Source organism: Streptomyces sp. CHD11, from assembly GCF_018638295.1.
Taxonomy (GTDB): Bacteria; Actinomycetota; Actinomycetes; order Streptomycetales; family Streptomycetaceae; genus Streptomyces.
In genome coordinates this window covers 206,983-219,478 of record NZ_JABTTS010000009.1, presented here as the reverse complement: position 1 = coordinate 219,478, position 12,496 = coordinate 206,983, and the positions used below count along the sequence as shown (strand labels likewise).

General features: G+C 72.0%; 9 protein-coding genes. 1 reads left to right on the top strand and 8 read right to left on the bottom strand.

Features of this window, described 5'->3' with window-relative positions:
• Window positions 1-12: 12 nt before the first annotated feature.
• From HTV45_RS11695 to HTV45_RS11675, 5 genes are all read right to left on the bottom strand, one after another.
• On the bottom strand, window positions 13-2,346 hold the full coding sequence (locus HTV45_RS11695; RefSeq protein WP_215205632.1) for an ABC transporter permease: 2,334 nt from the start codon (window positions 2,344-2,346) through the stop codon (window positions 13-15).
• Window positions 2,343-3,038, bottom strand: coding sequence for an ABC transporter ATP-binding protein (locus HTV45_RS11690; RefSeq protein WP_215205631.1), 696 nt, complete (start codon window positions 3,036-3,038; stop codon window positions 2,343-2,345). The genes HTV45_RS11695 and HTV45_RS11690 overlap by 4 nt, the downstream gene beginning before the upstream one ends.
• The gene (locus tag HTV45_RS11685; RefSeq protein ID WP_215205630.1) at window positions 3,035-3,559 is read right to left on the bottom strand and encodes a PadR family transcriptional regulator; all 525 of its coding nucleotides are present in this window, start codon (window positions 3,557-3,559) and stop codon (window positions 3,035-3,037) included. Before HTV45_RS11685 ends, HTV45_RS11690 begins: the two co-directional genes overlap by 4 nt.
• Before the next feature lie 354 nt (window positions 3,560-3,913).
• On the bottom strand, window positions 3,914-4,168 hold the full coding sequence (locus HTV45_RS11680) for a hypothetical protein (RefSeq protein ID WP_215205629.1): 255 nt from the start codon (window positions 4,166-4,168) through the stop codon (window positions 3,914-3,916).
• A complete protein-coding gene (locus HTV45_RS11675) occupies window positions 4,165-5,100 on the bottom strand; it encodes an SPFH domain-containing protein (protein ID WP_215205628.1) in 936 nt (311 codons plus the stop codon). Before HTV45_RS11675 ends, HTV45_RS11680 begins: the two co-directional genes overlap by 4 nt.
• Before the next feature lie 270 nt (window positions 5,101-5,370).
• Here HTV45_RS11675 and HTV45_RS11670 point away from each other — a divergent pair, with 270 nt between their 5' ends.
• On the top strand, window positions 5,371-7,671 hold the full coding sequence (locus HTV45_RS11670; protein ID WP_215205627.1) for a transglycosylase domain-containing protein: 2,301 nt from the start codon (window positions 5,371-5,373) through the stop codon (window positions 7,669-7,671).
• A 127-nt stretch (window positions 7,672-7,798) separates the two neighbouring features.
• Here HTV45_RS11670 and HTV45_RS11665 read toward each other — a convergent pair whose 3' ends face one another.
• The 3 genes from HTV45_RS11665 to HTV45_RS11655 all read right to left on the bottom strand — a co-directional run bounded on the left by HTV45_RS11665 (window position 7,799) and on the right by HTV45_RS11655 (window position 12,408).
• Window positions 7,799-9,946: a SpoIIE family protein phosphatase gene (locus tag HTV45_RS11665; RefSeq protein WP_215205626.1), complete on the bottom strand. Its 2,148-nt coding sequence runs from the start codon at window positions 9,944-9,946 to the stop codon at window positions 7,799-7,801.
• A gap of 274 nt (window positions 9,947-10,220) precedes the next feature.
• On the bottom strand, window positions 10,221-10,913 hold the full coding sequence (locus HTV45_RS11660) for a DUF402 domain-containing protein (protein ID WP_215205625.1): 693 nt from the start codon (window positions 10,911-10,913) through the stop codon (window positions 10,221-10,223).
• Between the two features lie 73 nt (window positions 10,914-10,986).
• Window positions 10,987-12,408, bottom strand: coding sequence for an aspartate ammonia-lyase (locus tag HTV45_RS11655; protein ID WP_215205624.1), 1,422 nt, complete (start codon window positions 12,406-12,408; stop codon window positions 10,987-10,989).
• Window positions 12,409-12,496: the final 88 nt, after the last annotated feature.

The following is a 12,496-nucleotide window of genomic DNA, read 5'->3' as shown; positions in this document are numbered from 1 at the left end:
CGCGCACCGGGCCTACTCCGTGCGCAGGCCGTCCGGGCGCATCATGCGCAGCAGCGGGGGGAGGCTCAGCAGAGTCACCACCAGGACGACCGCCGCGCCGATGCCGGTCATCTGGAAGACGCTCGGCCAGTGCACGGTGACCGGGGTCGAGGTCATCCGCAGCAGCACGGCTCCCAGGGCCATCCCCACCACCGAGGCCAGCAGCAGGCCCAGACCGATCGGGATCGCCGTCTGCCACAGCACGGACAGGCTCAGCGTGCGCCGCCGGGTGCCGAAGGCGACCAGGGCGGCCAGCAGCTTGCGGCGCTCGCGCAGCTGCTCCAGCTGGGAGACCAGCAGGCTGGCCCCGATCAGCGCCAGTACGGCGGCGGCGCCGACGAACAGCCCCGTGCGGATGGTGTCGTAGCGCTCGGAGCGCTCGGTCATGGACCATGTCAGCGGATCGGCCAGCGGGTCGATCGCGGCAGCCGTGTTGCGCACGTGCTCACGGGCGTACGGCACCGAGTCGTCGATGGACAGATACAGCTGGCCCTTGGACGCTTCCGCCAGGCCCGCGGGCGTCGCGCCCCAGGTCAGCAGGAAGCCGCCGCGCCTGGTGCCGGTCGGGTCCTCGATGGAGTCGGCCTGCCGCAGCGTCCGGGGGACGGTCCACACGGCGTCCTCCGTCCTGGTGTCGCCGACGAACCTCTCCACATACAGCTTCTGGCCCGGCCTGCTCAACGACGGGGTGTCCGTGTCGTACTCACCGCCCCGGAGCGCGAACGCGTCCCCGTCCGCGCACGAGGGCAGCTTCGCCACCTTGCGCAGGGTCGCGCAGTCACCGATGGTCAGCTCGGCACCGCGCTCCGGGCTCTCGGCCCAGGGCTGGTCGCCGGCGTACGCGTCGGACAGCGGGTAGACCTTGCGGACGCCCTTGGTCTCCTCGAGCCTCGCGGTGGCCGCGTCGATCTCCGTGCCCTTCGGCACGCGGATCTGCATCTGCGCCAGCGACACGTCGTAGCCGGTCTCCTTGGTGTAGTCGCCCTCCACGCCGGCGAACAGCATCTGCAGCGCGATCGCGCCGGCCACGGCCACGGCGATGCCGTTGACCATGCGCGCCGCCGCACCGCTGCTGAGCTGCAGGCGCCGTACCGCCAGTTGCCAGGACACGTTGCCGGAGCCGAGCCGGGCGACGACCGTCTCCACGAACCACGGCAGCAGCGCGGTGACGCCGACGAGCAGACAGATGACACCGCCGGTGACCAGGTATCCGTTGAACTCCCCGTTCTCCCGGCCCTGGCCGAGCATGGGGAAGAGCATGATGACGCCCGCCAGCGGGAACAGCAGCCGCCACCACAGCCTGCGGCGGGCCGGCCGCGCCGTGCGCACCACGCCCAGCGGCTCGATGACCACCCCGCGCAGCGCCAGCAGGGTCACCAGCACCGCGGCCGCCGGAACCGCCACCGCGACCAGCAGCGCCAGCAGCGGTGAGGGGTTCAGATAGCTCGGGAAGACACTGATCCGGAACACCTCGACGGATGCCGCGAACTCCCGCCCCGCGAGGAAGAACACGGTGCCGAACACCAGCCCGAGCAGCGCCCCGCCGAGTGCCTCGCCGGCGGCGATCCGCCGGGTCATGCCGCCGTCGGAGCCGACCAGCCGCAGCGCGGCCAGCCTGCGGTCGCGCCGTTCGCCGCCGAACCGTACGGCCGCGGCGATGAACACGGCGACCGGCATCAGCAGCACCACGAAGACGACCAGGATCAGCAGCATGAGGACCGGGTCCATCTCCTCCTCCGTCGGGTTGGGATCCCCGAAGGAGTCGATACGGCCCACCTGCCCGTCGCCGGCCCGCGCCGCGAGGCCCTCGGTGCCCGCGTAGTAGGCGAGTTCCTGCGAGCCGATCAGTCCCTGCTCGCCGATCGTCCCCGTGATGTCGTACGGCAGCCGCTCGCGGAGCAGTTCACCGTCGCCGGAGTCGAGCAGTTCCTTCAGCGCGGGGGAGACCACCATCTCGTCCGTCGCCGGGAACTCCCGCAGGCCCGGTGGCAGCGGGGCCTTGTCGCCCTCCGGCTCCAGCAGCCGGCCGCGGATGTCCCGGCCGTCGAACTGCGTGTTGGTGTCCGCGGTCATCAGGGTGTCGTCGGCGCGCGGGATCTGCTCGCCGTAGGTGAAGTTGAGCCGTGCCTCCCCCCGCCGGTCGCGTTCCGCCAGCGCGCCGGGCAGGGCGGTGGTGAGCAGCAGCAGCGCCACCCCCAGCCCGACCCCGACGGCGGTCAGCAGCGCCCGGGTCCAGCCCTCGCGGCCGCCGGCGAAGGCGAACCGGAGCCCCATGCCGAGATCGCGCGCCCACTGCTGCGCACTCATACGGCCCGCTCCATGTCCCGGGACCTGCCGTCCCGCACGACGACTTCGCGGTCGGAGTACGCGGCCACCCGCGCCTCGTGCGTGACGAGGACGACGGCGGCGTTGGAGGACCGGGCGGCGTCGGTGAGCAGTTCCATCACGCGCTCGCCGTTGAGGGAGTCCAGCGCGCCGGTCGGTTCGTCCGCGAACAGCAGCCGCGGGTCGGTGACCAGTGCGCGGGCCACGGCGACCCGCTGCCCCTGGCCGCCGGACACCTCGCCGGGCCGCTTCCCGCGGACGTCGTCGACCTCGAGGCGCTGCATCCAGGTCAGCGCGGCCCGCTCGGCCTCCTTGCGGGGCGTGCCGTTCAGCCGCAGCGGCAGGGCGACGTTCTCCACACAGGTGAGTTCCGGTACGAGCTGACCGAACTGGAACACGAAGCCGAACTCCGAGCGCCGCAGCGCGCTGCGCTCGCTGTCGCTCATGGCGGTCAGCTCGCGCCCGTCGTACGTGATCGACCCGGAGTCGGGGGTGACGATCCCGGCGAGGCAGTGCAGCAGTGTCGACTTGCCCGAGCCGGAGGGCCCCATCACGGCGACGACCTCGCCGGGGTGGATGGAGAAGCCGGCGCCGTCGAGCGCGGTGGTCGGGCCGTAGGCCTTGCGCAGGTCCTGCGCGACGAGGAGGGAGCCGGGGGGAACGGACGTGGTCATCGGGCCACCGCCTCACGGAGCTTGTCGAGTCGTGCCGCGGTCAGCTCGAGCCAGCGCAGATCGGCCTCGAGGTGGAACAGGGCGTGGTCGCAGATGAGCTGGTCGGCGAGGTCGCCGCCGCGCTTGCGGTCGGTGAGGATCCGCATGCCGCGCAGATGCTCCGAGCGCTGCGTGTCGAGGACCTCGGACGCGTCGCGGCTGGTGAGCAGCGCCAGGACGACCTTGGTGTAGAGGGTCGACTGGAGGTACGGCTCCGGCTTCTCCGGTGTGGCGAGCCAGCGCTCGACATCGGTGATGCCGGCATCGGTGATCGCGTACCGCTTGCGCTCGGGGCCGCCGCCGGCCTCGATGCCGTCGACTTCGACGAGTCCGTTCTTCAGCAGGCGGGACATCGTCGAATAGACCTGGCCGTAGTGCAGCGGCCGGTCGTGACCGAACTTCTCGTCGAAAGCCCGCTTCAGGTCGTAACCATGGCGCGGGCCGGACTCCAGGAGTCCCAGGAGGGTGTGACCGATGGACATGCGGAGCACTCTACACACCATGTATACGCACGGTGTATACGCTCGGTGTGTAGAGGGTGGCCCCGGGTACGAACCTCCAGGTGGGAGCCGAATGTCACGGTTCCGCTACCGAGCCCACGGAGTCCACGGGGCCCACGGAGTCCACGGGGCCCACGGAGTCCACGGGGCCCACGGGGCCCACGGGGCCCACGGGGCCCACGGGGCCCACGGGGCCCACGGGGCCCACGGGGCCCACGGGGCCCGCCGGGATCGCGGGATCTGCCGGGATCGCAGGGCCTGCCGAGACCGCGAGCCCGCCGGGACCGATCGGTCCTGGCGGGCTCGCGGGGGTGTGGGGGTGCGGAGGTGCGGCCGTCAGGCCGGTGGGGGTCCGGGGGCGGAACCGCCGGGCGGCCGTCCGCGGCGGGGCATCGGCCCCGCCTCGCCCGGAAGCCGCCCCGCCTCGGACAGGGCGCGCCGCAGCAGGAACTCGATCTGCGCGTTCGCGGAGCGCAGCTCGTCGTTGGCCCAGCGCGCCAGCGCCTCGTACACCGACGGGTCGAGCCGCAGCAGCACCTGCTTGCGCTGCGGCCGGCCCTGGGGGGCCGGGCCCCCGGACGGGGCCGTCACTGGTAGAGCGTCCCCGTGTTGAGGACCGGCTGCGCGGAGCGGTCACCGCAGAGGACCACCATCAGGTTGGACACCATCGCCGCCTTCCGCTCCGGGTCGAGGTCCACGATGTCCTGCTCCTGGATCCGTGCCAGTGCCGACTCGACCATGCCCACGGCGCCCTCCACGATCTGCTGGCGCGCCGCCACGACCGCACCGGCCTGCTGCCGCTGGAGCATCGCCGAGGCGATCTCGGGCGCGTAGGCGAGGTGCGTGAAGCGGGACTCGATGATCTGCACACCGGCCGCGTCCACCCGTGCGCGCAGTTCGACGGCGAGCTTCTCGGTGATCTCCTCGGCGTTGCCGCGCAGCGAGAGGCCTTCCACGTCATGGGCGTCGTAGGGGTACTCGATGGCGATGTGCCGCACGGCCGCCTCGGTCTGCGTGGAGACGAACTCGATGTAGTCGTCGACCTCGAAGGTGGCCTGCGCGGTGTCCTCGACCCGCCACACCACGACCGCGGCCAGCTCGATCGGGTTGCCGTAGGCGTCGTTCACCTTCAGTACGGCGGTCTCGTGGTTGCGTACGCGGGTGGAGATCTTGGTGCGCGAGGTGAAGGGGTTCACCCATCGCAGACCGTCCTGGCGGATCGTGCCCCGGTAGCGGCCGAAGAGCTGCACCACCCGGGCCTCGCCCGGCGCCACCATGTTCAGCCCGCACATCGCGAGGAACGCGGCGATCGCGATCAGGATGCCGCCGGCGATCAGCGCGGCCTTCGCGCCGGTCGCGGCGACCGCGGTGGCGGAGATGATCATCGCCGTGCCGGCGAGCAGCCCGGCCAGCCCGAGCGTCAGTGCCAGCCCGCCGCCGATGCTGTGGGCCGGGGTCTCCCGCACACGCGGGGCCGGCATCGCCGGTACATCGGCCGTGACCTTGGTGTCCTGTGCGGACATGGGTGATCCCCCGTTTCCCGGGGCGCTCCCGCACGGGGTCGTGAGGGCTAGCGCCTGCCTATCTAAGTGATAGCACTTTACCCCATCACAGCAACCCCGTACGCCTCTCGTACGTCGCTTCAGTAGGGGTGGGTGCTGATTGTCACGTCCGTAAAGGCCGGATCGGCAGCCCTTTGTCATAGCTCCCGGTGTTAGTTTTCTGAGCTGACCTGAGCGGCGAACCTGTGTGGCAGTCGAGCACACATGAACGAAGCGGAGCGGAACGGGCGTATGGGACGAGCGGAAGAAAGACGCGCACGACAGCGCGGCGGACGCCGTGCGGCACCCAGGGGCGGCCGTTCGTCGGGCGCGACCGGCCGCAGCGGCATACGCCGGCTCTTCACCTGGAAGAAGATCGTCGGCACCTTCTTCGGCCTCTGCCTGCTCGGCATGGGCGCCTTCATCGTGCTGTACATGGTGATCGACATCCCCGAGGGGAACGCCGAGGCCGAACTCCAGGGCAACGTCTACAAGTACAGCGACGGCTCGATCATGGCCCGCAGGGGCTACAACCGGGACATCGTCGACCTGGCCAGGGTCCCCAAGGACGTCCAGCGCACCTTCGTCGCCGCCGAGAACAAGTCCTTCTACAAGGACTCCGGCGTCGACCTCAAGGGCACCACGCGCGGCCTGCTCAACACGCTCTCCGGCAAGGGCGCGCAGGGCGGCTCGACGATCACCCAGCAGTACGTCAAGAACTACTACCTGACGCAGGAACAGACCGTCACCCGCAAGATGAAGGAACTGGTCATCTCCCTGAAGCTGGACCGGGAGAAGTCCAAGGACTACATCCTCGCCGGCTACATCAACACCAGCTACTACGGCCGCGGCGCCTACGGCGTCCAGGCCGCCGCCCAGGCCTACTACCGCGTCGACGCCGAGGACCTGACGGTCGAGCAGGGCGCCTACCTCGCCGCCCTGCTCCAGGCGCCGAACCAGTACGACTGGGCGATCGCCGGCGAGACCGGCAAGAAGCTGGTCCAGGAGCGCTGGAACTACGTGCTCGACAACATGGTCGAGCAGGAGTGGCTGGACGGGGCGGAGCGCCAGGGAATGAAGTTCCCGGTGCCCAAGGAGCCCAAGGCCGCTCCCGGCCTGGAGGGGCAGACGGGCTACCTGGTCGAGGCGGCCAACAACGCGCTCAAGCAGCAGCTCGTCGCCCAGGGCGCGGCGGAGGACATGGAGCAGGCCAAGGCCCTGGTGGACCTCGGCGGCTACACCGTCACGCTCAACATCGACAAGAAGAAGCAGACCGCGCTGGAGAAGGCGGTCAAGGCCCGCCTCACCAGCAAGCTCGACCCCGACAAGCGCGAGGTCGACGCCGACGTCCAGGCCGGTGCCGTCTCCGTGGACCCGAAGACGGGCGCGGTCGTGGCGATGTACGGCGGCGTGGACTACGTGAAGCACTTCCGCAACAACGCCACCCGGGACGAGTACCAGCCGGCCTCCACCTTCAAGCCGGTGATCCTCGCCGCCGCCGTGGACCAGGACGCCGAGACCCAGGACGGCGTGCCGATCACGGCCGAGACCCTTTACGACGGTACGAGCGAGCGCCCCGTGAAGGACGGCGACCGCGAGGTCGGCTTCGCCCCGCCGAACGAGGACGACGTGGACTACGGCGACGTCACCGTCCAGGAGGCGATGAACAAGTCCGTCAACTCGGTCTTCGCGCAGATGGGCATCGACGTCGGCATGCCCGAGGTCGTCAAGGTCGCGGGCGAGCTCGGCATGGAGACCGAGGGCATGGAGGCCGTGCCCGCGCAGACCCTGGGCAGTATGGGCGCCAGCCCGCTGGAGATGGCGGGCGTCTACGCCACCCTCGCCAACCACGGCAGGAAGGTCGCCCCGGCCATGGTGAAGTCGGCCGAACACAACGACCGCACGATCGAGTTCCCCGACCCGGTCGGCGAGCAGGTCATCAGCCGCGAGGCGGCCGACACGGTGACCTCCGTGCTCACCGGCGTGGTCGACGACGGTACGGCCAGGCAGTCCGTACGGGAGAACCCGCTGCGCGACGGCCAGCAGGTCGCGGGCAAGACGGGTACCTCCGACAACAACAGGTCGGCCTGGTTCACCGGCTACACCCCCGAACTGGTCACCTCGGTCGGCCTGTTCGGCGAGGACGACAAGCCGCCGCACAAGCAGGTGCCGATGTACAAGGCCGGCGGCGTCGACCACCGCGTCAACGGCGGTGGCTTCCCCGCCGAGATCTGGGCCGCCTACACCTTCGGCGTCATGGACGAGGTCAGCAGGTTCGACCTGGACACCAAGCAGGGCGCGGCCGTGAAGCCGACCCGGACGCCGTCGGCCACCGAGTCGTCCTCCAGCACCCCGAGCCGGGAGCCGACGAGCGAGGCGCCCACCACCTCCGCGCCGCCGGAGACCACCTCCGCGCCGCCGACCTCCGAGCCGCCGACGTCCGAGCCGCCGACGTCGGAGCCGCCGACGAAGACGCCCTCGAACTCGCCCACCTTCGGCATCCCGGGAGACCCGGACGACCCGGAGGACCCGCAGTTCGGCGCCGACCAGTAGACGGCAGGCGCTGAACCGGCAGACGGCACGCAGGAGGGGCACCCGGTGACCACACCGGGCGCCCCTCCTGTCGTACGACGGCGTGTGGACGGCGTGTGGACGGCGTTCAGGGGCCGTCCACGCCGGCTCAGCCGTGGTTCAGCTCGAACCACACCACCTTGCCCGTGCTCAGCCGGGTCGCGCCCCAGCGCCGGGCCAGCCGGTTCACCAGGTACAGCCCGCGCCCGCCCTCGTCCGTGGCCCGCGCCTGCCGCAGCCGGGGCAGCTGCGGCACGTCGTCACCGACCTCGCAGCGCAGCACGTCCGTGCGCAGCAGCCGCAGCGTGACCGGCCGCGTGGCGTACCGCACCGCGTTCGTCACCACCTCGCTGACCAGCAGCTCCACGGAGTCGCTCATGTCCTCCATGCCCCAGCGGGACAGCGCCCGCCGGGCGAGACGGCGGGCCCGGCCGGGGGCCGCGTCCTCCGGCTCCAGGAACCAGTACGCCACATCGCTCGGCGCGATCCCGTCGAACCGGGCGGCGAGCAGCGCGATGTCGTCGTCCCGGTCGCCCGGACCGAGCATGTCGAGCACCTCGTCGCACAGCGCCTCCAGCGGCGGCGGATGGTCCGCGCCGGTCAGCTGCGCGGTCGCGGCGAGCTTCTCGCGCAGCTGCTCGATACCGGTCCACACGTCCCGCAGCCGCGACTCCACCAGGCCGTCGGTGTAGAGCAGCAGGGTCGCCCCGGCGGGCGCGTCCAGCTCCACGGCCTCGAAGTCCACCCCGCCCACACCGATCGGCGCGCCCGCGGGCACCCGCAGCACCTCGGCACGGCCGCCCAGTTCCAGCAGAATGGGCGGCGGATGACCGGCGTTGGCGATGGTGATGCGGTGCGATACCGGGTCGTACACCGCGTAGAGGCAGGTCGCCATGCGGTCCACGCCGAGCCGCTGCGCCTGCTCGTCGAGGTGGTGCAGAACCTCCTGCGGCGGCAGGTCCAGCCCGGCCAGGGTCTGCGCGGTGGTGCGCAGCTGGCCCATGATCGCCGCCGAGGTCATGGAGTGCCCCATCACGTCGCCGACCACCAGCGCCACCCGGCTGCCCGGCAGCGGGATCGCGTCGTACCAGTCACCGCCGACCCGCGCGGTCTCGGCGGCCGGCAGATAGCGCGAGGCCAGCCGTACCCCGGTGCAGCGCGGCAGGGTCTCCGGCAGCATCGTGCGCTGCAGCTCGTCCGCGATGTACGCCTCACGCCCGTACAGCACCGCCTTGTCGATCCCGAGGGCGCTGTGCGTGGCGAGCTGGGCGGCGACCAGCAGGTCGTCGGCCTCGAACGGGATGCGCTCCGGGCGGCGCAGGAACAGCGCCGCGCCGATCACGCGGCGCCGGCCGCGCAGCGGCGCGAGGATCGCCCGCTGTCCGTCCGGAACGGCCGACGCGCCGTCCGCGCCGAGGAGTTCGGGCAGCGCGGCCCGGGCGGCCGGGGCGTCCGTGAAGACCGGACGCACACCGCGCAGCACCTCGGCGAGCGCGCTGCCGGGCCGTACCGTGCAGAGCTCCTCGCCGACCGAGTCCAGCTCGGAGGGCTCGGGCGGGGCGGCGACCGGCATGAAGCCGCCCTCGGTGTCCCGCTCCGCCGGGATCCGGTCGGTGCGGCGCAGCCGCAGCACCAGCGGGCCGGTGGGCCGCTCGTCGCCGACCGGCAGCGGGTCACGCAGATAGACCAGGATCGCGTCGGAGAAGGTGGGCACGGTGGCCCGGCACAGCCCCATCACGATCTCGTCCAGGTCGATACCGCGGGCGATCCGCCGGGTAGCCGCGCCGACGAACCGCAGCCGGTCACCGTCCCGCCGCATCGGCGTCGGCCGTCCGGGCTGCGTGACCTGCCCGCTGCGGCGCTCCTTGCCCTCCGGTGCCCGCTCCGGACGGTCCTGGCCCGCGGCCGGCTGGGCCGGGATGCTCTCCGGCACGGGACGCGGCCGGTGCGTGTCCGGCCCCGTGCCCTGCCCGGACCCCTGGGAGTGCTCGGAGCCGGGCGCCGCCGCGGGGCCCGGTGTCACCGTCTCGGCCGACGCGGCCTCCGGGGGCCCCGCCGACGCCGGCCCCGGCGCGGCGGTTCCGGGCGCGGGGGGTTCACCACCGGAGTGGCTCTGTACCGGTAAGGCGGCTCCCGTGCCCGGCACACGCGCCGGTGACGGGGGTCGCGGGAGCGCCCCGCGGGGATCCACGGGGTCGACGCCCGGCTGCGGGCGTTCGAAGGAGGTCGGCTGCTCCGTCACGCGTGTCGAGTCCATCCGTCCGGCGCACGCCGTGCGCGCGGTTCGTCCCGCCGAAACTCCGATACCCGGATTACCCGCCCCCGGAACGGATTCGGCGTGCTGTCAGGAGGTGTCGCCGCTCCGCCGGCCGCTCGTCCCCGGCCCGTACCGGTGTTTCCGTACCCCTCGCTCACGTCCTGCCGCCCCTCGGTGACGTTTGGTCAAGCCCAGCGCGCGCTCCGGCGGTTGTCGCCCCGCGTCCTTGCGGAGGACGATCCTACGTTTCCTGCCCCGGGGCGCAGCAAGGGTCTCACGAGGACACATGCGCCGGAGTGCGGTCCCAGTCCCGTGGCAGTGACGGTACCCCCCAGGACGGGTCCGGGCGCCAGTTCTCCCAGCCGTCCGAGAACGGCGGACCCCAGGCGTCGATCACCCGGGCGGCGGCACGCCCGGCCTCCCGCACCCTGCCGGCCAGCGCGGAGTCCATCAGCCCGTCCCGCTGGGCCTGTGCGAACTCGTCCTCGTCCCGCCAGTGCAGGCCGCGGTCCGGGTGCACGGAGATGTCCAGGAAATGATCCTCGGAGTCCACTCCGCCCGCCCAGCGGATCAGCGGCTCCTCAAGATTCACGTACCAGTTCTTGAACCGCCAGTCCGGGTCCCAGAACAGCCACACCGACCAGGGCTCGCCCGGCCGGGCCAGCTTCAGCACCCCGGTGCCGAACCAGTGGCCCCGGCTGACGGTGCGCGGCTTGGTGTACCGGGTGCCGAGCGGCTCCCGGTGCACAGGCGTACCGTCGGCGAGCACCGGTCTCACGCACTCGGTGCCGGGTGCCAGCCAGGCGGCGAGCAGGTCCTGATCGTCGCGCACGACCGTGACGGGGCGCGCGATATGAATACGAGCGCCGCCGTTCTCCCGGTACCGCCACAGAATCTGCGTCCCGGGCGCCCAGTGGCCGGCCGTCCTGTCCGCGGGTTCGCCCATACTCGCTCCGCCCTCCGTCATGCGCGCATTTTAGGTGCCCGGGGCATACGACGCCGCGGGTGCCCGCCACGGCTCGGGCCCGGCTCGCCATGCTTTACGGGCGCGTCATCCGCAGGACGTCCAGCGCCTCGTCGAGCTGTTCGACGGTGAGGTCGCCGCGCTCGACATAGCCGCCGTCCAGGACCACCTGACGGATGGTCCTCCGCTCCGCGAGGGACTTCTTGGCGACCTTGGCGGCCTCCTCGTAACCGATGTACTTGTTGAGCGGGGTGACCACGGACGGCGAGGACTCGGCGTACTCCCGGGCCCGCTCCCGGTCGGCGACGATCCCGTCGACCGTGCGGTCGGCGAAGAGCCGGGAGACGTTCGCGAGGAGCCGCACCGACTCCAGCACGTTCTTCGCGATGACCGGAAGCATCACGTTGAGCTCGAAGTTGCCCGAGGCCCCGGCGGCGGCGACGGTCGCGTCGTTGCCGGTGACCTGCGCGCAGACCATGAGGACGGCCTCCGGGATCACCGGGTTGACCTTGCCCGGCATGATCGAGGAGCCGGGCTGGAGATCGGGCAGGCTGATCTCGGCGAGGCCGGTACGCGGTCCGGACGCCATCCACCGCACATCGTTGGCGATCTTCGTCAGGCCGACGGCGATGGTCCGCAGCTGGCCGCTGGTCTCCACGACGCCGTCCCGGGCGCCCTGCGCCTCGAAGTGGTCGCGCGCCTCGGTGAGCGGCAGCCCGGTGGTGCGGGCGACCTCCTCGATGACGGCGGCGGAGAATCCCGGCGGGGTGTTGATGCCGGTACCGACGGCGGTGCCGCCCAGCGGCAGCTCGGCGAGGCGGGGCAGGGAGGCGTTCAGCCGCTCGATCCCGTACCGGACCTGGGCCGCGTATCCGCCGAACTCCTGACCGAGGGTCACCGGCGTGGCGTCCATCAGATGGGTCCGCCCGGACTTCACCACGTCGGCGAACTCCTCCGCCTTGCGCTCCAGCGCGGCGGCGAGGTGGCCGAGGGCCGGGATCAGATCGCGGGTGACGGCGGCGGTCGCGGCGATGTGGAGGGAGGAGGGGAACACGTCGTTGGACGACTGCGAGGCGTTGACGTGGTCGTTGGGGTGCACGTCCCGGCCCAGGCGTTCGGTGGCGAGGGTGGCGAGGACCTCGTTGGTGTTCATGTTGGACGAGGTCCCGGACCCGGTCTGGAACACGTCCACCGGGAAGTGCGCGTCCCACCGTCCTTCGGCGACCTCGCCGGCCGCCTCCCGGATCGCCTCGGCGATGTCCCTGTCCAGCACCCCGAGCCGGGCGTTCACCTCGGCCGCGGCGCCCTTGATCCGGGCCAGCGCCTCGATGTGGGCGCGCTCCAGGCGCTGTCCGGAGACCGGGAAGTTCTCCACGGCGCGCTGGGTCTGCGCGCGCCACTTGGCGTCGGCGGGGACCCTCACCTCGCCCATGGAGTCGTGCTCGACGCGGTAGGCGGGGGTGGTGCGGTCGTCGCGGTCGTCGTCCGTGGTCGTCATCTCGTACCTCCGAGGATGCACAGCAGCGGTCCACGACGAGCGTATTCCCGTGAGCGTCCTCCGCCCCGCCGCGCGGGGGAGCGCGGCG